The 19,971-nt window shown below is 73.1% G+C and carries 22 protein-coding genes and 1 tRNA gene; 10 read left to right on the forward strand and 13 right to left on the reverse strand.

Annotated features, from left to right (window positions below):
• A partial coding sequence (locus AC1DYZ_RS18670) for a CAP domain-containing protein (RefSeq protein ID WP_477066614.1) occupies positions 1-466 on the forward strand: 466 nt, incomplete at its 5' end.
• A gap of 237 nt (positions 467-703) precedes the next feature.
• Here AC1DYZ_RS18670 and rocD read toward each other — a convergent pair.
• From rocD to AC1DYZ_RS18685, 3 genes are all read right to left on the reverse strand, one after another.
• Positions 704-1,909: an ornithine--oxo-acid transaminase gene (gene rocD, locus AC1DYZ_RS18675; RefSeq protein WP_477066615.1), complete on the reverse strand. Its 1,206-nt coding sequence runs from the start codon at positions 1,907-1,909 to the stop codon at positions 704-706.
• Complete coding sequence (gene ddaH, locus AC1DYZ_RS18680; protein ID WP_477066616.1) at positions 1,906-2,751, reverse strand: dimethylargininase; 846 nt, start codon at positions 2,749-2,751, stop codon at positions 1,906-1,908. The genes rocD and ddaH overlap by 4 nt, the downstream gene beginning before the upstream one ends.
• A gap of 104 nt (positions 2,752-2,855) precedes the next feature.
• Positions 2,856-3,323 (reverse strand): SRPBCC family protein, encoded by a 468-nt coding sequence (locus tag AC1DYZ_RS18685; protein WP_477066617.1) that lies wholly within the window; start codon positions 3,321-3,323, stop codon positions 2,856-2,858.
• A gap of 46 nt (positions 3,324-3,369) precedes the next feature.
• Between AC1DYZ_RS18685 and AC1DYZ_RS18690 the strand changes: the two genes are divergently transcribed.
• Positions 3,370-4,356, forward strand: a complete 987-nt coding sequence (locus tag AC1DYZ_RS18690) for an aldo/keto reductase (RefSeq protein WP_477066618.1) — start codon at positions 3,370-3,372, stop codon at positions 4,354-4,356.
• Between the two features lie 6 nt (positions 4,357-4,362).
• Here AC1DYZ_RS18690 and AC1DYZ_RS18695 read toward each other — a convergent pair whose 3' ends face one another.
• Both AC1DYZ_RS18695 and AC1DYZ_RS18700 read right to left on the reverse strand, forming a co-directional pair.
• Positions 4,363-5,130: a hypothetical protein gene (locus tag AC1DYZ_RS18695; protein WP_477066619.1), complete on the reverse strand. Its 768-nt coding sequence runs from the start codon at positions 5,128-5,130 to the stop codon at positions 4,363-4,365.
• Between the two features lie 3 nt (positions 5,131-5,133).
• Entirely contained in the window at positions 5,134-5,592 is a 459-nt protein-coding gene (locus AC1DYZ_RS18700) for an OsmC family protein (protein ID WP_477066620.1), read from the reverse strand.
• A gap of 103 nt (positions 5,593-5,695) precedes the next feature.
• Here AC1DYZ_RS18700 and AC1DYZ_RS18705 point away from each other — a divergent pair, with 103 nt between their 5' ends.
• Complete coding sequence (locus tag AC1DYZ_RS18705; protein WP_477066621.1) at positions 5,696-5,875, forward strand: hypothetical protein; 180 nt, start codon at positions 5,696-5,698, stop codon at positions 5,873-5,875.
• Here the strand turns inward: AC1DYZ_RS18705 and AC1DYZ_RS18710 are convergent.
• Positions 5,863-6,171 carry a hypothetical protein gene (locus AC1DYZ_RS18710; protein ID WP_477066622.1) on the reverse strand — a complete coding sequence of 103 codons (309 nt, stop codon included), beginning with the start codon at positions 6,169-6,171 and terminating at the stop codon, positions 5,863-5,865. The two genes, AC1DYZ_RS18705 and AC1DYZ_RS18710, sit on opposite strands and share 13 nt — an antisense overlap.
• Positions 6,172-6,440: 269 nt before the next feature.
• Between AC1DYZ_RS18710 and AC1DYZ_RS18715 the strand changes: the two genes are divergently transcribed.
• Positions 6,441-6,513, forward strand: a tRNA-Arg gene (locus tag AC1DYZ_RS18715).
• A gap of 257 nt (positions 6,514-6,770) precedes the next feature.
• On the opposite strand, the gene AC1DYZ_RS18720 is transcribed toward AC1DYZ_RS18715, so the two are convergent.
• Both AC1DYZ_RS18720 and AC1DYZ_RS18725 read right to left on the reverse strand, forming a co-directional pair.
• Positions 6,771-7,928: an endo-1,4-beta-xylanase gene (locus AC1DYZ_RS18720; RefSeq protein WP_477066623.1), complete on the reverse strand. Its 1,158-nt coding sequence runs from the start codon at positions 7,926-7,928 to the stop codon at positions 6,771-6,773.
• A gap of 208 nt (positions 7,929-8,136) precedes the next feature.
• A complete protein-coding gene (locus tag AC1DYZ_RS18725) occupies positions 8,137-9,042 on the reverse strand; it encodes an alpha/beta fold hydrolase (RefSeq protein ID WP_477066624.1) in 906 nt (301 codons plus the stop codon).
• An 80-nt stretch (positions 9,043-9,122) separates the two neighbouring features.
• Here AC1DYZ_RS18725 and AC1DYZ_RS18730 point away from each other — a divergent pair, with 80 nt between their 5' ends.
• From AC1DYZ_RS18730 to AC1DYZ_RS18745, 4 genes are all read left to right on the forward strand, one after another.
• Positions 9,123-9,677: a TetR/AcrR family transcriptional regulator gene (locus tag AC1DYZ_RS18730; RefSeq protein WP_477066625.1), complete on the forward strand. Its 555-nt coding sequence runs from the start codon at positions 9,123-9,125 to the stop codon at positions 9,675-9,677.
• Between the two features lie 349 nt (positions 9,678-10,026).
• Positions 10,027-12,168, forward strand: coding sequence for a DEAD/DEAH box helicase (locus AC1DYZ_RS18735; protein ID WP_477066626.1), 2,142 nt, complete (start codon positions 10,027-10,029; stop codon positions 12,166-12,168).
• 6 nt (positions 12,169-12,174) lie between these two features.
• Positions 12,175-12,657: a methyltransferase family protein gene (locus AC1DYZ_RS18740; protein WP_477066627.1), complete on the forward strand. Its 483-nt coding sequence runs from the start codon at positions 12,175-12,177 to the stop codon at positions 12,655-12,657.
• A gap of 104 nt (positions 12,658-12,761) precedes the next feature.
• Complete coding sequence (locus AC1DYZ_RS18745) at positions 12,762-13,496, forward strand: DinB family protein (RefSeq protein WP_477066628.1); 735 nt, start codon at positions 12,762-12,764, stop codon at positions 13,494-13,496.
• Here AC1DYZ_RS18745 and AC1DYZ_RS18750 read toward each other — a convergent pair.
• Both AC1DYZ_RS18750 and AC1DYZ_RS18755 read right to left on the reverse strand, forming a co-directional pair.
• Positions 13,493-14,767 (reverse strand): glycosyltransferase, encoded by a 1,275-nt coding sequence (locus AC1DYZ_RS18750; protein WP_477066629.1) that lies wholly within the window; start codon positions 14,765-14,767, stop codon positions 13,493-13,495. The genes AC1DYZ_RS18745 and AC1DYZ_RS18750 overlap by 4 nt on opposite strands.
• Before the next feature lie 130 nt (positions 14,768-14,897).
• The gene (locus AC1DYZ_RS18755; protein ID WP_477066630.1) at positions 14,898-15,368 is read right to left on the reverse strand and encodes a hypothetical protein; all 471 of its coding nucleotides are present in this window, start codon (positions 15,366-15,368) and stop codon (positions 14,898-14,900) included.
• Between the two features lie 288 nt (positions 15,369-15,656).
• Between AC1DYZ_RS18755 and AC1DYZ_RS18760 the strand changes: the two genes are divergently transcribed.
• Positions 15,657-17,198, forward strand: coding sequence for a M15 family metallopeptidase (locus AC1DYZ_RS18760; protein WP_477066631.1), 1,542 nt, complete (start codon positions 15,657-15,659; stop codon positions 17,196-17,198).
• 1 nt (position 17,199) lies between these two features.
• Here AC1DYZ_RS18760 and AC1DYZ_RS18765 read toward each other — a convergent pair whose 3' ends face one another.
• The gene (locus tag AC1DYZ_RS18765; RefSeq protein ID WP_477066632.1) at positions 17,200-17,877 is read right to left on the reverse strand and encodes a DUF4386 domain-containing protein; all 678 of its coding nucleotides are present in this window, start codon (positions 17,875-17,877) and stop codon (positions 17,200-17,202) included.
• Positions 17,874-18,416 carry a hypothetical protein gene (locus AC1DYZ_RS18770; RefSeq protein WP_477066633.1) on the reverse strand — a complete coding sequence of 181 codons (543 nt, stop codon included), beginning with the start codon at positions 18,414-18,416 and terminating at the stop codon, positions 17,874-17,876. Before AC1DYZ_RS18770 ends, AC1DYZ_RS18765 begins: the two co-directional genes overlap by 4 nt.
• 67 nt (positions 18,417-18,483) lie before the next feature.
• On the opposite strand from AC1DYZ_RS18770, the gene AC1DYZ_RS18775 reads away from it, so the two are divergent.
• Positions 18,484-19,122, forward strand: coding sequence for a TetR/AcrR family transcriptional regulator C-terminal domain-containing protein (locus AC1DYZ_RS18775; protein ID WP_477066634.1), 639 nt, complete (start codon positions 18,484-18,486; stop codon positions 19,120-19,122).
• Positions 19,123-19,126: 4 nt separating this feature from the next.
• Here AC1DYZ_RS18775 and AC1DYZ_RS18780 read toward each other — a convergent pair whose 3' ends face one another.
• A complete protein-coding gene (locus tag AC1DYZ_RS18780; protein ID WP_477066635.1) occupies positions 19,127-19,894 on the reverse strand; it encodes a class I SAM-dependent methyltransferase in 768 nt (255 codons plus the stop codon).
• Positions 19,895-19,971: the final 77 nt, after the last annotated feature.

Below are 19,971 nucleotides of genomic sequence, written 5' to 3' on the forward strand. Positions count from 1 at the left end.
CGCCAAKGCCCCGGCKACCACGCGGTCCTCGACCCGTGCACCGGCCGCCCCGAGGCCCGCGGCGCAGGCACCGGCCGCGCCCGCCGCGCCCGCGACGGGTGTGCCCGCGGGTGGCCTCGTCTGCAAGGGATCGGGCGGGTCCGGCGCCGGCGAGTCGAGCGTCTCGGCGATCGGTTCGGCCATCAACGCCTACCGCGCGTCGCTGGGGCTCTCGCAGCTGGGCGTCTCGCGCAGCGGCAGCCTGGTCTCGCACGCGATCACCATGGCCAACGCCGGCGGCATCTGGCACTCCGGCGGCGACAACATCGTCGCCTGCGTGAGCAACGGGTCGGCCAGCTCCATGGTCACCGCCTGGTCGCACTCACCCAGCCACGACGCCCAGATGCGCCGCACCGATGTGTCGAGCATGGCCGTCGGCGGCGCCAGCCTGAACGGCTACCTCTTCGGCGCGGTCAAGTTCAGCTGACGCCCAACGCCGAGCAGATCGAGCCCCTGGCCCACATCTGCTCGGACGTAGCGCGGAGTTGGCCGCGCATTCGGTCGTCGGGACGCTCGGACGTGCGGACGCTGCGCGGGGTGGACAACGACGTCCGCGCATTCGGTCGTGGGGACACTCGAATCTGCGGACGCGCGGTTGGGGACACGGCAGCGTCCGCACATTCGGTTGCCGGGGCGCTTGAATGTGCGGACGTTGCGGTGCGGGTCAGCGCAGGGCGTCTGTCAGGCGGTCGGTGGCCAGGGCCAGGTCGTCCGACGTGATCGTCAGCGGGGGAGCCAGGCGGATGGTGCTGCCGTGGGTGTCCTTGGCCAGCACGCCGCGGGCGAGGAGCCGCTCGCAGAGCTGACGGCCGGTGATCGGCGGGGTGACGTCGAGCCCGGCCCACAGGCCGACGCGCCGGGAGGCCGTCAGCAGGCCGTCGTCGACGAGCGCGTCGAGGCGGACGCCCCACTCGAGGCCGAGCGTCGTGGCGCGGGCCTGGAGCTCGCCGGTCTCCAGCAAGCCGACGACTGCGAGGCCGACGGCGCACGCCAGCGGGTTGCCGCCGAACGTCGAGCCGTGGGTGCCCGCGGTGAGGACGCCGAGGACGTCGGCCCGACCGACGACGGCCGACACGGGGAGCACCCCGCCGCCGAGGGCCTTGCCGAGCGTGACCAGGTCCGGCCGGACACCCCAGAGCTCGGAGGCAAGCGTGGTGCCGGTGCGACCGAGCCCGGACTGGATCTCGTCGGCGACGAAGAGGACGTCGTGCTCGGTGCAGAGCGCGCGGACGGTCGGCAGGTAGTCGTCAGGCGGGACCACGACGCCCTGCTCGCCCTGGATGGGCTCCAGGAGGACGGCGACCGTGGCCTCGTCGATGGCGGCGGCGAGAGCGGCCGAGTCGCCGTAGGGGACCACGCGGAAGCCCGGCGTGTACGGGCCGAAGCCGCGGCGCGCGTCGGGGTCGGTGGAGAACGACACGATCGTCGTCGTGCGGCCGTGGAAGTTGCCGTCGGCGACGATGATCGTCGCGCGGTCGACGGGCACGCCCTTGACGTCGTAGCCCCACTTGCGGGCGGCCTTGATCGCGGTCTCGACGGCCTCGGCGCCAGTGTTCATCGGCAGCACCATCGGGGGACCCGCCACCAGCGGCCCGATCAGCGCCGCCAGCCGCGCCGCGAACGGCTCGAGAAGGTCGTGGTCGAACGCGCGCGACGTCAGCGTGAGCTTGTCGATCTGCGCGTGCGCGGCGGCCGTGAGGACCGGGTGCCGGTGCCCGAAGTTCAGCGCCGAGTAGCCCGAGAGGAGGTCCAGGTAGCGCCGCCCCTCGTCGTCGGTGACCCACGACCCGAGCCCGTCGACCAGCGTGACCGGCAGCGGGTGGTAGTTCGGGGCGAGGACGGACGTCGTCACAGTGTCGGTGAGAGTCATCGCCCGGAACCGGACGCGGGGCGGATCTCCAGCGTGCAGCACTTTGCGCCGCCGCCACCCTTGAGCAGCTCGCTGGTGTCCACCGGGATGGGGTGGTAACCGCGCTCGGCGATGGCCGCGGCCAGGTCGACCGCGCCGGGGGCGACGACGACGTTGTAGCCGTCGGACACCGCGTTGAGCCCGAGGGCGGCGGCGTCGCGCTCGGTGGCCTGGACGGCGTCGGGGAACAGCTGCTGCAGGACGGCGCGCGAGCCGGTCGAGAACGCCGGCGGGTAGTAGGCGATCTGCGGGTCGGCCGGGTCGCTCGACAGCACGGCCAGCGCGGTGTCGAGGTGGTAGTAGTGCGGGCTCACCAGGTCGAGCGAGATGACCGGGCGGCCGAACAGCTCCTGGAGCTCGGCGTGCGCGGCGCGGTCGGTGCGGAAGCCGGTGCCGGCCAGCACCAGGTTGCCGACGACGAGCAGGTCGCCCTCGCCCTCGTTGGTCTGCGCGGCGGTGTGCGTGACGTAGCCGCGGTCGGCGAACCACTTCTGGTACGCGGGGCCCTCGGGCTGGCGCTCGGCGTAGCGGAACTTGGCGGAGTAGACGACGCCGTCCAGGACCGTCGCGCCGTTGGCGGCGTAGACCATGTCCGGGAGGCCGGGGATCGGGTCGATCGTCTCGACGGTGTGGCCGAGGTCGAGGTACACGTCGCGCAGCGTGCGCCACTGGCGGACCGCCAGGTCGGCGTCCGTGTACTTGGTCTTGTCCATCCACGGGTTGATCTCGTAGGACACCGTGTAGTGGACGGGCTCGCACATCAGGTAGCGGCGGTCGGTACGTCCGGGGGCGGTGGGGGTCATGAGGCTCCTCGTGGCGTGTCGTTCCCCCAAGGCTACGAGCCGGTGGTGCTGGGACCCTGCATCTCGGATTGCGCGCTGGGGAGCGATCCGTTGCGGGATCGTCGTCAAGCACGACGATTCGTTGCGCGAGCCTCCCGACGAGCCTTCATCAGCGCGTACCGCACCATGCCGCCGAGGAACGGCTTGAGCGCCGCCTCGGTGAGTCGGCGGGGCAGCGGGCCCGCGAGGTAGGCGTTCTCGCTCCAGAAGACCCGGCTCGACGACGGGCCGGCGGGGACGACGACGATGCTCGCGGTTCCCCGCAGCACCCGGCCGGTCTTGGTGAAGCTGGCGACCCCTGGCTCGGTGCCGGCCGGCGGGTCGAGGCGGTCGATCGTCATGACGTCCTTGAGGCCGGGAAAGCCGCGCTTCGCCAGCGGTCCCGACACGGCGGTCACCGTCGTGCCGTCCACGGAGACCCGGGTCAGGGGGATCCATCGCTCGTGGTTGCGCAGGTCGGCGACGAGGTCCCACGCCACTGTCGCCGACACGGGGAAGGACCGGACCACCGCGTCGATCGGGATGCTCGTCACCTGGCCATCGTCCGCGCGGGTAACGTCCCTGTCCATGGAGACGTCGATGGAGAGCCGCCCGCTGGGGCGCACGGGTCGGTCGGTCGGAGTCGTCGGGCTGGGCTGCTGGCAGCTCGGCGCGGACTGGGGGTCGGTCAGCGAGGACGACGCCCTCGGGGTGCTGACCGCGGCCGTCGACGCCGGGGTCACCTTCCTCGACACGGCCGACGTCTACGGCGACGGGCGCTCGGAGAAGCTCATCGGCACGTTCCTGGCGTCCCGCCCCGGGCACGGCCTGACCGTCGCGACGAAGATGGGCCGCCGCGCGGACCCGCACACGGCCGACGCATACACGCTCTCGTGGTTCCGAGCGTGGACCGACCGGTCGCGGGAGAACCTCGGTGTCGACACCCTCGACCTGGTGCAGCTGCACTGCCCGCCGTCGGAGGTGTACCGACGCGAGTCGACCTACGACGCGCTGGACGTGCTCGTCGACGAGGGCCGCATCGCGTCCTACGGCGTCTCGGTCGAGACCGTGAACGAGGCGCTCGACGCGGTCATCCGGCCGCACGTGGCCACGGTGCAGATCATCCTCAACGTGTTCCGCCGCAAGCCGCTGGAGGAGGTCCTGCCCACCGCCGCGGCACACGGCGTCGGCATCATCGCGCGCGTGCCCCTGGCGTCGGGCCTGCTGTCGGGCAAGTACGACGAGCACACGCAGTTCGCCGACGACGACCACCGCTCCTACAACCGGGCGGGCGAGGCGTTCGACGTGGGAGAGACGTTCGCCGGGGTGCCGTTCGAGGTGGGCGTGGCCGCGGCACGCGAGGTCGCCGCGCTGACGCCCGCCGGGTACACGACCGCACAGCTGGCCCTGCGGTGGATCATCGACCAGCCCGGGGTGTCCGTCGTCATCCCCGGTGCGCGCTCGCCCGAGCAGGCCGTCGGCAACGCGGCCGCCGCGTCGCTGCCGCCGATCGACGAGGAGACGCTCGACGGGCTGCGCGGGGTGTACGACGGCCGGATCCGGCCGCACGTGCACGGCCGCTGGTAGGGATCCCTACGACGGGTCGCTCTGGTCCGGGACCTTCTTGCGGGACCCGATGCTCTTGAGCCGCCCCGTCAGCCGCTTCTGCGGCGCGGGGAGGACCACCGGGTTGTCGTCGGGACCCGCGATCTCGATGACCTTGGGGAACGCCGCCGGCGGCGGCCCGAACGCCTTGCGGGCACCCGCGATCACGTTCTTGCCCAGCGCGCGCGAGCCGGCGACACCGACCACGAGGCCGATGCCGAACGGGATGATGCGCCCGATAGCCAGTCCCGTCTGCTTGGTCAGCTGGGTGCGCACGAACCGGCGGGTCATGGTCGTGTTCACCTTGCGGACCGTGGCCATCGGCATCCGCGTGAGCAGCGCCCGCGCGACGCTGACGCTCGTGAGCTCGGCCCCGTCGGTGATGACCTTGCCGCCGGCGTCGCCGAGGATCGTCGCCAGCAGCAGCGCCCGCCGACGCTCCGTGTCCTCGACCTCGATGCCGTGCACGGAGGCCACCGCGAGAGAGAACGCGGCCGACGCCCCAAAGAACGTCGCGACGTCGCTGGCCGTGAGCACCAGCGCGACGCCCGTGCCGACTGCCGGTGCCGCCGCCGTCGCGCCGACCGCGCCGCCGGTGCTCTGCACGACGAGCAGGTACTCCTTCTCCAGCAGGCGGATCAGCTGCTCGGGGGTCGCCTCGGGGTTGCGCTTCCGTAGACCCGCGACGTGCGCGTGGATGGTGGTCGACGGGATGGTGACGGACTTGGACAGCGCCGCCTCGACCAGGTCGGGCATGGCTCAGCGCTCCCCGGTGACCGAGAGCTGCACGGTCGCGCCGGCGTCGAGGGTGCGGCCGACGGTGCAGTGCGCGTCGATGGCCCGGTGGACGATGGTGATGAGGCGCTCGCGGGCCTCGGGGTCCAGGCTGCTCAGGTCGACCACCATCTCCTCCGCGATCGCGGGGTAGCGGTCCTCGGCGTCGTCGCTCTCGCCCGAGACCTTGATGGTGACGTCGACGTCGTCGCCCAGCCGGTGGCTCAGCTTGGCGTCCGCCGCCAGCCCGCTGCAGCCGGCGAGCGCGATCTTCAGCAGCTCGCCGGGGCTGAACACGTTCTCGACGCCCACGCTGCCGATGAGGACCTCGGCGCCGCGCGAGTTGCGGCCCGTGTACAGGCGCGTGCCCGTGCGCTCGACCCACAGCTGGGTGTCGCCCGCGTTCGTGGTGATGTCGGGCGCTGGCTTCTGCTCCGTCGTCATCCCGCGATCCTGCCACGCGCGACGGGCCATCACTCGGCGAGGCGACGGGTCTCGGGGGTCGTCCTCGGTCCTACGCTGAGGCGTCATGACGGAAGGATCGAGCATGTCGAAGAGCTCCGGCGCCGGCGGCGGGGCCGTCTACGGACTCGGCTTCATCGGCGCGGCCGTCTACTACTTCTCCGCGGGGTCCTCCTTCTGGGAGTTCGTGCTCGCGATCCCCAAGGCACTGGTGTGGCCCGCGATCCTGGTGTTCGAGCTGCTGAAGGGCTTCTACGGGTCGTAGGCGGTCAGCGGAGCGCGGCGCACATGTCCTTCGTCGGCCCAGCGCTGGACAGGATCGTCCACACCGCGTTCGCGTCGACCGTGTAGACGACCTTGCCCGTGCAGAGCGTGGTCGACGGCCCCCACGGGCACGTCGGTCGGGAACAGGATGATGACGTGGGCGCCCAGCGCGACGTTGTGGGTGGACTTGTCCGGCCGCGTGGTCACGATGTCGACGACGCCCGACGACGGCAGCGTCGAGGAATTGCCGTTGGTCGCGTTGGTCAGCGTGAGGCTCTGCCCGCGCCCGGCGGTCACCGTCACGCTCCGGGACGCGAACCCGCAGGGACCTGCTGCACGGGCTCGGTGGCCGGACATGCCGCGCTAGCCCTCGCGCCGACGCCGCTGTCCGTCTGGCTCTCCGCCACACCTGTACCGCCCTGGTGCTTCGGCACTCGCACACTCGGCCGGTAGGCTGACCCAGCGCTGAGAGCCCGTCAGGGCTGTCGGCGACGCTCGGGACCAACCGACCGGCGACGCTCGCAGGGCACTGCGGGATCGGCGCCTGCCGTTTCCATCGATCCCGCGCGCCTGTAGCTCAGGGGATAGAGCACCGCTCTCCTAAAGCGGGTGTCGGCAGTTCGAATCTGCCCAGGCGCACAGTGTGTTGTGGGGTTCCGCGTGATGGTTGACGGGGTTCCGGTCGACACGGCCTCCGGTTGAAGCGTGATGCTCCGGGCGTCAGCAATCACCTCCGAGCCGCCGTGAGTAGGTGGAGCCTGCAACCGAGCCGGCAGCAGGAGCGCGGCGAACGGGTGGGCGGTCCTCACGAGCCACTGACGGCTGGTCCCGGAGCCCCTGAACGCCGATGGCGCGTGAGCCTGGGCCCACGCGCCATCGGCGCCAACTGAGCGGTCCTACCTGTTCAGCCCCGGCGGCGTGCGCGGCGACTTGCCGGGCGTGGCGTCGGTGAGGCTCTCGAGAAGCGCGTAATACGCCGGCTTCTTCTCGAAGTCCTCGGTCATGATCGTCGCGTAGCCCTCGGGGAAGACGCCCGGGACCCAGGAACGCCCGTCGTCGAAGCCCCAGACCGTGAAGCTCTCGCAGGCGGGCACGTTGAGGCACGCCTGGAGCATCTTGTCGTACCGCTCGGCCTGGAGCGCGATCTGTGCGGCGTCCGGCTCCCCGTCCTCGCCGAGCGGCATGCGGACGTCGGCCTCGGTCACCGCGACCTTCAGCCCGAGCGCAGCGAAACGCTCGAAGTTCGCCTGGATCGACTCGTCGAAGCCGTACATGAGGCTCAGGTGACCCTGAGCGCCGAAGCCGCCGAGCGGCACGCCGTCGGCGAGCAGCTCCTGGGCCAGGTCGTAGTAGGCGTTGGTCTTGTTGTTGATGCCCTCGGCGTTGTAGTCGTTGAGGAAGAGCACCGCCTCGGGGTCCGCCTCGTGCGCCCACCGGAAGACGTCACCGATGAGTGCGACCGGGTCATCGGCGCACGCCTTGAGGAACGGGTTGGCCTCGGTGCGCAGGCGCACACCGCCGGCGTCCCAGTCGTCCTGGAAGATCTCGTTGGCGACGTCCCACTCGTAGATCTCGCCGGCGTAGCGGCCGACGACGGTGCGGACGTGGTCCTCGAGAACGGCGCGCGCCTCCTCGCAGGTCCAGCCGGCGCTGGCGTCGATCACCCACTGCGGGTTCTGGCTGTGCCAGAGCAGCGTGTGCCCGCGGACCTCTTGGTGGTTGGCCCGCGCGAAGGCCACGACGGCGTCCGCACCCGAGAAGTCGTAGACGCCAGGCTCCGGGTGGACCTCGGCCCACTTCATGTCGTTCTCGGGCGTCAGCGAGCTGAACTCGGCAGCGAGGATGCGCTGGAACTCGGTGGGGTGCTTGCGGTCGTAGTTGAGGAGGTCGCGCTGACCCCACACGGCGCTGCCGATCTGGATATCGCGCGGCGCCTCGGAGCGCAGGGTCGCCTCCGGGGCGGCGGCCTGGGCGAGGGGGGCCGAGAGTGCGAGGGCGGTGAGCGCCGACGCCGCGACGGCGGCGACACGCCTCATGGTTGGTGGACGGGACATCGTTGTTCCTTCCGAGCGGGTTCCGAGGGCTCTTTCCCAGCCATCGGTAACCGATCCGAGCACGATAACGATGTCGATAACGTTCTCGCAACGGGGCGCGGTGCGTTCGTCGGCGGATCCTCCCGCACCGCTTCGGTGCGCCGAAGACCCTCACACCACCACGCCGCCGTCGCGGCACGGCTGTCAGCAACGCGCCGACCGAGTACACCTAGCCCGCGCGCTCGAACCAAGCGAGCGCGAGCGCGGTGACCTCGCTGGGTGCGTCGTCGGTGATGAAGTGTGCGGCCTCGTCGATGAACGCGAGCTCGTAGCGGTCGGCGTAGCGCGTGAGATCCCCGCAGAGGCGGCGGATCAACGGCTCGTCCCACGGGTGGTCGAGCCGCCCGAACACGGCGAGGGTCGGCGGACGGAGTCGCTCCCGGGCGAAGGTGCCGCGCGCCAGCTGCATGGACACGGGGATGACGAGGCCGCGGAACAGCCGCCGTACGGCGCCGTCGATCTCGGGGCGGGCCATCGGTGCGAGGTAGGCGTCGATCGTCTCGGTCGGCAGCGGGTGGGCGATGTGGCTGGGGTCGAACAAGCCCGCGAGCGAGCGGCCGCGGCGGTGCCAGATCAGGGCCGGCATGTGACGGAACCCGCCGATGAGCTTGAGGCTGAACGGCATGAAGGTGGGCGGCACCGAGAGCTGCACCAGTGACCGCACCCGCTCGGGATGTGCGTACGCGAGCTGGTTCGCGCTGATCGCGCCGAGGTCGTGCGCGACGAGGTGCGCCCGCTCGATGCCGAGCGCGTCGAGCAGCGCGAGCAGGTCGTGATGGTGGGTCTCGCGCTCGATGCGGGGGTCGTCGGCCATGGTCCATCCGGCGCCGCGCAGGTCGGGGCAGATGACGCGATAGCCGGCGCGGGCGATGACGGGGGCGATGTCACGCCACTGCCACCAGTGCGCCGGGAACCCGTGCAGCAGCACGACCGGGTCGCCCTCGCCGATGGTCGCGACATGGATGCGCAAGCCAGGCGTCTCGACGACGAGGTGCTCGATGCCGGGCGCCTCGCGCATCGCCGGGTACCAGGTGGACGAGTCGGCAGCGACCTCGCGGACTCGGGGTGTGTTCATGGCGACTCCTCTGTCGCGGCGCGGATACTATGTTCATAGTCCCACTACGTTCATAGTAGGGCCGCACAGGAGGGGTGTCCATGCCGACGACGAAGGAGCGCGCGCTCGACGCCGCCGTCGAGCTGCTCGGCGCCGAGGGGGTGCGGGCACTGAGCCACGCGCGCATCGACGCCCGGGCGGGGCTGCCGGCCGGCTCCACGTCGAACTGGTTCCGCACCCGGCGGGCGCTGCTCGCCGGAATCGTCGACTGGATGGCCGAGCGTGAGCGCGCGGACTTCGACCCCTCGGGCCCACCCGTGGCGGCCGACGCGGACGGGCTGATCGACGGCTTGTGCGCCATGGTCGAGCTGCAGACCGGCCCCTTCGCGGCGCGCACCAAGGCGCGCTACGCGCTCTTCCTCGAGCTCGCCTCGGATCCCGAGCTCGGGGCGCCGCTGCGTCGGCAGCGGCACGAGTTCGAACGCTGGACCGAGCAGCTCGTGACCACGGCCGGCATTCCCGACCCCGTTCCCGCCGCCCGGGCGCTGATGGCACTCGGCGACGGGCTGATGCTGCACCGGCTCACCGTCGACCCCATACTCGACATGCGGCCGGCCGTCGAGCGGGCCGTGCGCGCGCTCATGGCGACCGCGTAGCGAGCGCGAGGGGCGGCGTTCTGCCCCACGCGAGCGACGGACTCAGCGGCTCCGCTCGTACGGGTCCCCGGCGCTCGGCGGTAGGCTCCAGGTTCGTCGGCAACACGCTGGCCACGATGAGTCCCCGGTGATCCACTGAGACCCCTGGCGGCGTGTCACCATCGGCGTGAGCACGGGTGCGGGCGGCGCAGACCGAGAACTTCGCGGCCAACCGGTGCCCCGGTCGGGCGGCCCTGCCCGAATGCCCGGGGCCTGGGTCCGGTGACCCGAGCCTGACGAGTTTCGGGCGTGCGCCCGACGGACGGCGCGCTGTGCCGCAGTCGCGGCGCGGAGCGACGAAGGAGGAGATGTGGCACGAGGCGGCCAACGCGGGTCCGGTCGCGCGCGCACCGACCCGGGCGCCCAGCGCAGCCGCGCCCCGCGTCCGTCCGAGCAGGGGATCATCCCGGTGCTCGCCGAGGTTGCCCGCGAGGTCGACCGAGCGGTGCAGCGACCGCCGACGCGCCCGGCGGTGCGCACGAAGTTCCAGGTCGTGGCGCTCCTGGTGCGCGAGGAGCGGGCTCGCGTGAAGGACGACGCCGGCCTGAGCGCGGCGCGGCGCGGTGAGCAGCTCAAGCGGCTCGACGGGGTGGCGACCCAGCTGGCCAGGACCGCTGCCCGGGACACCTCGCTGCTCGAGCTGCTCGCCGACGATGCCCGTGTCTCCGACGCGGCGCGCGCCTACAAGGCCACCCTGATGCGCGCCGGCGGGCTGGAGCCGCCGGAGGAGCCCGCGCCCGCCGCACCGGCGGCGCCGGCGGCTGCCGCCGMGCCGCGGGTGGTTCCCCGGTCGGTGATCTCGCGCCAGCTGGCCAACCCGTTCCTCGCCCCGGACTACGAGGCAGCGGCGGAGCGGACCGCGACGAAGGCCCGCCGGCTGGCCGGCTGGGAGCTGCTCGAGCCGCTGTTCTCGTCCTTCGAGCGGGCCGCGACCGGCGCGCCTGCCTGCATGACGCTGCCCGAGCCCCGCCGGGTGCCGACGCCCGCCGGTCGGGAGCTGATGCCGCACCAGGCCCAGGTCGTCGCGGCCACGACGGCCGGCCATCGCACCTTCCTGCTCGCCGACGAGCCGGGCCTCGGCAAGACCGCCCAGGCGCTGCTCGCCGCGCAGGCCGCCGACGCCTACCCGCTCCTCGTCGTGGTGCCGAACGTGGTGAAGACGAACTGGGCGCACGAGGTGGGGCTGTGGACGCCGTTCCGCCGGCCCACGGTGGTCCATGGCGACGGCGACCGGATGGACGGGTTCGCGGACGTCGTGATCGTCAACTACGAGCTCCTGGACCGCCACGTCGGCTGGCTCGGCGACCTCGGCTTCCGCGGCATGGTCGTCGACGAGGCGCACTTCATCAAGAACAAGACCTCCCAGCGCTCCCAGCACGTCCTGACGCTCTCCCAGCGGATCCGCGAACGCACGGCCCGGCCGCTGCTGATGGCGCTCACCGGCACCCCGCTGATCAACGACATCGAGGACTTCCGGGCGATCTGGCAGTTCCTCGGCTGGATCGACGACAAGAAGCCGCTCGGACCGCTGATGGGCGCCCTCGAGGAGACCGGGCTCACCCCGGCCGACCCGGGGTTCTACGCCGCCGCGCGGGCGAGCGTGATCGACATGGGCATCGTGCGTCGCCGCAAGATCGACGTGGTCGCCGACATCCCCGCCCGCCGGGTGGCGGACCTGCCGGTCGAGCTCGACGGCGCGGTGGGCCGCTCGATCCGGGCCGCGGAGGCCGCGCTCGCGGGCCGGATGGTCGGGCGCTACCGGGCCGCGGTGGAGATGCGCGGTATCGACGAGGGCGGGATCGACCACGAGCTCGTGCGACGGGTCGCGGCGGCGGAGCTCAAGGACTCGAGCTCGAAGGCCGGCGGGGAGAACGTCTTCACGATGGTCCGTCGGATCGGCCAGGCCAAGGCCGGGCTGGCGGCCGACTACGCCGCGCAGCTCGCCCGCAACGTCGGCAAGGTCGTCTTCTTCGCGAAGCACGTCGACGTGATGGACCAGGCCGAGCAGACCTTCGTCGACCGCGGCATCCGCTTCGCCTCGATCCGCGGCGACCAGACGACGAGGACGCGCAACAAGAACATCGCCTCGTTCGTGGACGACCCCGAGGTGCAGATCGCCGTGTGCTCGCTGCTGGCCGCCGGCGTGGGGCTAAACCTGCAGGTCGCGTCCAACCTGGTGCTGGCCGAGCTGTCCTGGACCGACGCCGAGCAGACCCAGGCCATCGACCGGATCCACCGGATCGGCCAGGAGGAGCCCGTCACGGCGTGGCGGATCATCGCCGCGCAGACCATCGACGCCAAGATCGCCGAGCTGATCGACAGCAAGTCGGCGCTGGCCGCTCGGGCCCTGGACGGGGCGTTGGACGAGGACGTCTCGTCGTCGACGGACGTCCAGCTCGACACTCTGGTCGGCCTGCTGACCGACGCGCTCGCCGCGGAGGGCGTGGGCTGACGCGTGGTGCGCGGTCGCGATGGAGCCGTCGCGTTCCGGCTCTGGCCGCCGGTCGCGATCGGCGCGCCCCTGCTGATCGGCTGGCTGGCCACGCAAGCCTGGGGTGACCCGGTCGACCTCGGCGCGTGGCGGATCCCGCTCGGTGGGGCGCTGGTGGTCGGGTTCGTCGGGTGGAACGGCTGGTCGTTGTGGTTGTTCGGCCGGCACGGGACCGGTCTGCTGCCGGGGCAGGCGACACGCGCGATCATCGAGGAGGGGCCGTACCGGCTCTCCCGCAACCCGCTGTACGTCGGCCTGCTCGCGCTCTACCTCGGCCTGGCCCTGCTGGCACCGACGTTCTGGGGGCTGGTGCTCGTCCCGGTCGCCGCGCTGCTCGTCCTGTGGGGCGCGATCCTGCCCGAGGAGCGATACCTGCACGAGGCTTTCGGGGCGCCGTACGACGACTACCGGCGGCGGGTGCCGCGATGGCTTGGCCCTGTGCGGGGATGACCCGGCACCGGCCGGGATGGACACGGCCGAATCGCCGCCGCAAGACTGGACGCTCGCATCCGACGGCAGCGCCGGCCCGCCGAGCCGCTCGACGAGGAGGAGCCATGGTCGACACCCCGGAGCTGTTCGTCCGCCGCGACCTGCGAGGGGCCCGCTTCGTCGCCAGCGACCTCTCGGGCGTCGTGATGCGCGGGGTCGACGCCTCCGGCGCGGACATCGACGCGCCTTGGCTGCTCGACGGCGAGAGCTCGTTCGTGGTGAACGGCGTCGACGTCGTGCCCTTCGTCGAGGCCGAGCTCAACCGGCGCTTCCCCGGCCGCGCCGACAAACGCGCCGGAGACCCGGACGGCCTGCGGGCCGCGTGGGCGGTCCTCGAGAGCACGTGGGCGGGCGCGCTCGAGCGCGTGTCGGCGATGCCGKCCGGCACCGTCGACGAGTCCGTCGACGGCGAGTGGTCGTTCGCGCAGACGCTGCGCCACCTCGTGCTCGCCACGGACATGTGGTTCGGCCGGGGGATCCTGGAGCGTGAGCAGCCGTTCCACCCGCTGGGCCTGATGGACGCCGGGTCGGCGGGTGAGGACGGCGTCGACATGTCGGTCTTCCGGACGGGAACGCCGCCCTACGCCGAGGTGCTCGAGGCCCGCGCGGGCCGGGTCGCGATGGTGCGCGACTTTCTCGCCACGGTCACCCCGGAGCTGCTGGCCGAGACGCGGAAGAACCCGCACGCTCCCGAGTACCCCGAGACAGTGCTCTCGTGCCTGCACGTGGTCCTCGAGGAGGAGTGGGAGCACTACCGGTATGCCGTGCGCGACCTCGACCTGATCGAGGCGGCCGACTAACGGGCGACGAGCCCCTCCAGCAGGTCCGCGGCCGCCGACGTCCCGCCGAGCGACCGCAGCTCGGCCCCGAGGCGCGCGGCGGTCGCCCGGTAGCTCGGGTCGGTGGCCACGCGGCGGTAGGCGTCGGCGATCGCGGCCGGCTTCGGGCGGCCGGTGCGCAGGTTGACGCCCGCGCCGTGCCAGCCGATGCGCGCGGCGATCTCGGGCTTGTCCAGGTCCCCACCGGCGACGACGAGCGGGAGGTCGTGCCGCAGGGCCTGCAGGACCCCGCCGTAGCCGCCGTTGGTGAGGACGACGGACGTCCGGGGGAGCAGGTCCGGATAGGGGATMATCGGCGCGACCCGGGCGTTCGTCGGCAGCGGGCCGGGCAGGGGGGCGGTGCGGTCGCCGAGCCCGACGACGACCAGGACGTCCTCGCCCGCGAGGGCCTCCAGCGCAGGCAGGATCAGGTCGTGGGGGTCGACGTTGGCCGTCCCCTGGGTCACGTGCACGACCGGGACGGTCGCGTCCGCGACGTCGGCCCACCAGTCCGGCAGCGTCGAGGTGGTCGGGCTGCCGTCGTCGGTCAGGTCGCCGACGAAGTGGATGTGGTCGGGCAGGTCCGTGCGCGGGTAGTCGAGGCCGGGAGAGCCCGCGCCGACGACGAGCCGCGGCGAGTACCACATGGTCGCGAACGTCTCCCGGTCCGGGGCGAGCCCGGCGTCGGTCCGTGTGCGCTGGTAGAGACGGGTGAGGCGCGCGGTGCCGGCGCGGGAGACGGTGCCGAGCACAGCGTCCCGCGTCCGACCGAGCGCACCGCGGCCCGGGGTGAGGCCCAGGCCCGTCGGCGGGATGCCCTTGCCGGGCAGCCACACGGCGATGGGCGAGACGGTGGCCCACCGCGAGCCCAGCTGCTCGGCGGCGAACCGGGTGCCGATCGCCATCGGGTCGCCCGCGATGAAGTCCCACGGCTCGCGCGCGTGCTCGGCCCGCAGGTCGGCCGCCTGCGCCGCGGCCGTCCCCAGAAACAGGTCCTGCAGGTTCACGAGGACCTGCCGGAACCCCTTCTTCCCGCGCAGGCGCGGGAACGTGGCCTGCAGGTCGCGCTCGTCGAAGTCGGGAGCCTCTTGCCAGGGGACGGCCCGCGCGCCGACGGCCTCGAACATGCCGGCGGCGGCCCGACCGGTGTAGACGYGGACGTCGTGCCCACGCCGGACGAGCTCGCCGGCGACCGCGCGGATCGGCCGGGTGTGACCCGAGAACGGCATCGCGGTCAGCATGATCGAGGCCATGTCTCGCACGATAGCCGCGCCGGCGAGAGCATCTCCCGCGCCGCGGAACAGACCCGCGAGATTCTTGCGCAGACATCGGGGACGGCGTCAGGGCTTGCGCCCACCCCAGGCGCAGACCGCGGATGAGCGGCTAGGGGCGAGGCTCCGTACGCGGCTCCTCGACGGTCGCGCGCGGCTCCTCGACGGTCGCGCGCGGCTCCTCGACGGTCGCGCGCGGCTCCTCGACGGTGGCCCGCGGCTCCTCGACGGTCACGTCCGGGTCGATCCGGTCCGCGGTGCTCAGCCGCTCGTCGAGCTCCGAGCGCGCGCCGCTGGCCTCCGCGGCGTGGGCTCGAGCCTCGTTCTGGAGGGCTGCCGCGTCGGCAGCACGGGCGGCCGCCTCGGCCTGTGCCAGGCGTGCCTGCGCGTCCAGCCGCGCTGCCTCCGCCTCGCGCCTCTGCACCTCGACCTCGTCGGCGGCGGCCTTCTCGCGGATCTGCTGCGCCTTCGCCCGTTCGGCGTCGGCACGACGCGCGCCCCCGCGTCGGGTGAGCGCAACGGCCACGACGACCACCAGCACGACAACCACGATGGCCACGATGATCCAGCCGGTCTGATCCATGGTGAGCTCCTCCTCGGGGACGGCCCCCTCGCTGGAATTGGACTGCCGTCTGGGTCCGGTCGCAACCGGAGGAGATGGCGCCCGAGACCGGCGACCTGGGCGCGCGTGTTCATCCCGGGGGCGCTCGCCGCTCGCCGCGCGTTCGCTCCCGTCGAGCAGGATCGAGGAGTCGCACTGCGCGAGCGGCGTCGAGAACGGGTCGAGATTCGCCTCCGCCAGCGGTCGACGCGCGCCTGCAGGCAGTGAGAAGGTCGACCGAGGAAGTACCGCGGAGGGGCAGCAGTGCTCGTGTCACGACGGAAGACCACCGGCCGTCACCGGGCGCGCCCGCAGCCCGGGACGCGGCGGCGGGAGTCCGTCGCGGTCGTGTCGTCGGTGGCGATCCTCACGGCGGCGCTCGCAGCGACCCCCTTCCTCCCCTCCCGTTCGGCCGACGCCGAGCAGGTGGCCGCGCCCCCCGTGATCAGCCAGAAGCAGGTGCCGCCGGCGCCGACGCGCGTGGCGCACCGGTGGGCGCTCGACCGGCTGCACGAGCGGGTGACAGCCGTGGAGACCGCGACCGTCACCCTGGTCGGCAGGCCGCTGGAGCCGGTCGAGGCGGCCGCCGTGGCGGCCGGACCTGCGTCGCTGCCGGTGGACTCCGACATCGTGGGGCCGGTGTTCGCCGCGGTGCCGGCGGCCACGCCGGAGCCGGCGACCACGCCGGAGCTGACCGCCGAGCGGCTGCCGACCCGCGTGCTGGACGCCCGCCAGGAGGTGGCCTTCGGCGACGTCTCCACCGCCGCGCGAGCAGTCAAGGGCGTCGAGACGGACGTGCTGCTCGTCGCGCTCGACCTTGCCGACCAGTCGGCGCAGAACGCGGCGCTGGCCCGGCTGCTGGTCGGCGCGGACCCGAACGTCGCGGCTCTCGACGCAGCCGTCGGCGCCGCGCACACGGCGGCAGCCACGCGCGACGTCGTCGCCACGGCCGCGGCCGCGACCCAGGCCCGCGACGCCGCCGCCGGCATCACGGTCGCCGCGCAGCAGGCGGCGACGTCCGCCGACGAGGCCACGAAGGCCGCGATCGCGAAGGCCGAGCAGCAGGCGCGCTCGACCGACGGCTTCACCAACGGGAACATCCCGCTCGAGGTGCTCTGCGCGGTCGAGTTCGCGCCCCAGCAGCACCTGCGGTGCGACGCCGCCGAGGCGCTCGTGCGGATGAACGCGGCGTACCGCGAGGCGTTCGGCCACGACATCGTGATCAGCGACTCCTACCGCAGCCTGGCGGAGCAGGTGACCACCAAGGCGGCCAAGGGTGGCCTCGCAGCGGTGCCCGGCACGTCCAACCACGGCTGGGGCCTGGCGATCGACCTGGGCGACGGCGTCGGCAGCTACCGCTCGGCGCAGTACGCCTGGCTGAAGGCCAACGCCGCGCTCTTCGGCTGGCACCACCCGATCTACATGGACGAGGGCGGCCGCGGACCGCACGAGCCGTGGCACTGGGAGTTCGGCACGACGGACGACCGCGGCCACGGGACCTCGACGCCGATCCTGGTGAACGGCCAGCCGAACTCCGCGACCCCGCCGGTCCCGCCCGCGCCCGTGACCGAGCAGCCGGCACCGACCGACACGCCCACGGCGACGCCGGACCCGACCGCGACCGCGACGCCCACGCCGGAACCGACACCGACGCCCACCGAGACGCCGGCGCCGACGGAGACGCCGACGCCGACGCCGACGCCGACCGAGATAACGCCCCCGTCGCCGACGCCGTCGTCGACACCGCCCGAGACACCGACGCCCAGCCCGACGGACTCCGCCGGCCCGACGGACGCGCCGTCGGGCGGCTGACCTACAGCAGCAGCGCGACGCCCACGCCGGCGAGCCACAGCGACCACGCCACGTAGACCACCGGCACGAGCGTCCCCGCCAGGCGCCACCCGGCGGGCTCGAACCGCCCCACGAACTCGAGCGAGCACATCATCAGCAGGGCGCCGGCGGCGATGCCCACGGCCCCTACCCACTCGGGCGCGGTCGATCCCTGCGTGAGGGCGACGCCGACGAGCACGCTCCACGCGCCGGTGAGCAGGTAGCCCAGGTGCTCGCCCACCGCGACGCCGAGGTAGCGGTGGAAGGCCTGGAAGACGATGTCGACGGCCTCGCGCCGCGCGGGGGAGGCGTCGACGTCTTCGCGCGCGAGGTAGGGCACGAGGAACGGCCAGCGCAGCAGGCCGAGCAGCTGGACCAGGCCGGCGAGCACCCCGACGGCGACGGCGAGGCGCAGGACCGCGGCGTTGCCGTCGACCACGTCGGAGACGAGCACGGCCACGGGGACGAAGGCGAGGGCGGTCATCGCGAACGCCCACCAGAGGGTGACCAACCGCGAGCCGCCCACCCGGAACCGGGCGAGGATCTCGCTGGTCGGGCGGCGCAGGACGTCGGGGTAGTCGAACGCCTTGGCCAGCGCCGAGAACGCGACGTTGAACGCGACCGGCAGGACGATCAGGAGGATGCCGGTGAGGGTGGTCATGAGACGGCCAGGACGGGCGCGGCCGGCACGCGACCGGGGAGCAGGCGGTGGGCGACGAGGCCGGTGGCGATCGTCGCCAGGACGGCGCCGCTGGACCCGAAGACGACGTACCCGCTGTCGGCGTCCACGATCACCTGTGCCGTGACGACCCAGCCGAGGGACCACGCGACGGCGACGGCGGGAGCCCAGACGCGGACCGCGCGGATCACGAGGCCCTGGGCGGCGCCGACGAGGGCGCCCGTGAGCAGCCCGGTCGCCGCGAGCGCGCCGACCGAGGTCGCCGAGCCGGTCAGTGCCGCAGCGGCGGCCGTGCCGACGGACATGCCGATCGCCGTCGCGGCGATCCACCGAGCGGAGACGCCGCGGCCGCGCAGCGCGAGCCACTGGGCGGTGCCGACGACCGCGCCGGCGATCGCCCCCGCGAGCGCACCGAGGGCCGGGGAGTCGACCGGTCCGAGGGCGACGGACACGAGCAGCCCGGCCAGCGGGAAGGCGAGGAAGGTGGGGAGCCACCGGAGCAGGAACCTGGTCGTGGTCATCGGAGTCGCTCTCATGGTCGTCGGAAAGCGTACTTAGTACGCCAAGAGATAACGTACGCTGTACGCCATGACCACGTCAACGCCCCGTGCCCGCCGCGCGCGCGGCTCCCTGACGGCGGACGCGATCCTCGAGGCAGCCGAGCGGGCCGCCGCCGGCGGCATCGAGGCGATGACGGTGCGCACGATCGCGGCCGAGCTCGACGCCTCCCCGATGTCGCTCTACCGCTACTTCGCGACGATGGACGAGCTGGTCGACGGCCTGCTCGACCGGGTGCTCGGCCGGTTCGTCGCCCCCGCGGCCACGGACGACTGGGTGGCGGACCTCGGCGCGTTCGCCCAGGCGCACCGCGCGGTCCTCGTCGCGCACCCGTGGGCGGTCCCGGCCCTGTTCACGCACCCGAGCCCGGGCCAGAACGCGACCCGGATCGGCGAGGAGGCCCTCGCGATCGTCGCGCGCGGCGGGGTCACCGGGACGGATGCGGTCGTGCTGTTCAGCGCGGTCCTCGCGCTCAACTACGGCTGGTGCGCGTTCACGTCCGCCCGCTCCCTCGTCCCGCAGGACGCGCTCGCGGCGGGGCTCGCCGCGATTCCCGCTGACGTGTACCCCCACACGGCCTCCGTCGCCGCCGAGCTCGCGGGCTACGGCAGCGACGCGCACTACGACGCGGCGCTGGCCACCCTGCTGCGGGGTGTCGCAGCACGCTGACTCGTCACGGGCGGGTGGCGACCCAGAGCTCCTCGGAGGGCCACTGCCGCGCCCAGTCGGCCGAGACGATCTCGTAGAACGCGTGGTCCCCGCCGTCGGCCGGCGCATAGATCTCGTGCAGGGCGTCGACCACGAACCCGGCCGCGCGCAGCAGCCGGACCCAGTCCCCGTGCGAGGGGTGGAACTCCACGCCGCCGCCGGGCCACTGCACCTTGTAGGCCTCGCGCTGGCCGCGGAGCAGCCGCTCCTGCGCGACACCCTCGTCGGCCGGGACGCAGAGGGCCGACAGGTGGCTGTTGGTCAGGAAGACCAGCCGGCCGCCGGGCCGCAGGAGGCGGGCGGCCTCGGGCAGCCAGCGCTCGGGGTCGCACCAGGCGGCGGCGCCGTGCTCGCTGACGACGAGGTCGGCGCACCCGTCGGCGAGCGGGACCCGCTCCGCGTCCGCCTGCACCAGCGGGAACGTCGGGCCGAGCTGGCGCTGCAGCCGCCGGGCGGTGACCAGCTGCTCGCCCGAGAGGTCCAGGGCCACCGTGCGGGCGCCGGCCCGGGCGAGCCAGGCCGAGAAGTACGCGGTGCCGCTCGCCAGCTCGACGACGTCGAGGCCCCGCATGTCGCCGAGGACGCCGAGGTCGCGCTCCGGGACGGCGAACAGCCCCCACACCACCTCCGGCCGGACCCACATCTCCGCCGCCGCGGCGTCGGTGAAGCGCTCGTTCATGACCGCCCAGAGCTCTCGGTTCAGCGCGGTCTCGGAGGCTCGTCCGTCGGTCACGTGCCGACTCTAGGGGGCCTCGGCCGGCGGGACCGTTGGGCCGTMCGGGGGGACTGTCCGACGGGCCGCCGGGAAGC

The sequence above is a fragment of the Cellulomonas sp. P1_C4 genome (assembly GCF_056406355.1).

What these genes read in the sequence shown, in the direction of transcription:
- rocD (WP_477066615.1), bottom strand. Translation starts at nt 1,909, where the DNA reads ATGACTCTCACCGACACTGTGACGACGTCCGTCCTCGCCCCGAACTAC.
- ddaH (WP_477066616.1), bottom strand. Translation starts at nt 2,751, where the DNA reads ATGACCCCCACCGCCCCCGGACGTACCGACCGCCGCTACCTGATGTGC.
- AC1DYZ_RS18690 (WP_477066618.1), top strand. Translation starts at nt 3,370, where the DNA reads ATGGAGAGCCGCCCGCTGGGGCGCACGGGTCGGTCGGTCGGAGTCGTC.
- AC1DYZ_RS18695 (WP_477066619.1), bottom strand. Translation starts at nt 5,130, where the DNA reads ATGCCCGACCTGGTCGAGGCGGCGCTGTCCAAGTCCGTCACCATCCCG.
- AC1DYZ_RS18700 (WP_477066620.1), bottom strand. Translation starts at nt 5,592, where the DNA reads ATGACGACGGAGCAGAAGCCAGCGCCCGACATCACCACGAACGCGGGC.
- AC1DYZ_RS18705 (WP_477066621.1), top strand. Translation starts at nt 5,696, where the DNA reads ATGTCGAAGAGCTCCGGCGCCGGCGGCGGGGCCGTCTACGGACTCGGC.
- AC1DYZ_RS18720 (WP_477066623.1), bottom strand. Translation starts at nt 7,928, where the DNA reads ATGTCCCGTCCACCAACCATGAGGCGTGTCGCCGCCGTCGCGGCGTCG.
- AC1DYZ_RS18725 (WP_477066624.1), bottom strand. Translation starts at nt 9,042, where the DNA reads ATGAACACACCCCGAGTCCGCGAGGTCGCTGCCGACTCGTCCACCTGG.
- AC1DYZ_RS18730 (WP_477066625.1), top strand. Translation starts at nt 9,123, where the DNA reads ATGCCGACGACGAAGGAGCGCGCGCTCGACGCCGCCGTCGAGCTGCTC.
- AC1DYZ_RS18755 (WP_477066630.1), bottom strand. Translation starts at nt 15,368, where the DNA reads ATGGATCAGACCGGCTGGATCATCGTGGCCATCGTGGTTGTCGTGCTG.
- AC1DYZ_RS18765 (WP_477066632.1), bottom strand. Translation starts at nt 17,877, where the DNA reads ATGACCACCCTCACCGGCATCCTCCTGATCGTCCTGCCGGTCGCGTTC.
- AC1DYZ_RS18770 (WP_477066633.1), bottom strand. Translation starts at nt 18,416, where the DNA reads ATGACCACGACCAGGTTCCTGCTCCGGTGGCTCCCCACCTTCCTCGCC.
- AC1DYZ_RS18775 (WP_477066634.1), top strand. Translation starts at nt 18,484, where the DNA reads ATGACCACGTCAACGCCCCGTGCCCGCCGCGCGCGCGGCTCCCTGACG.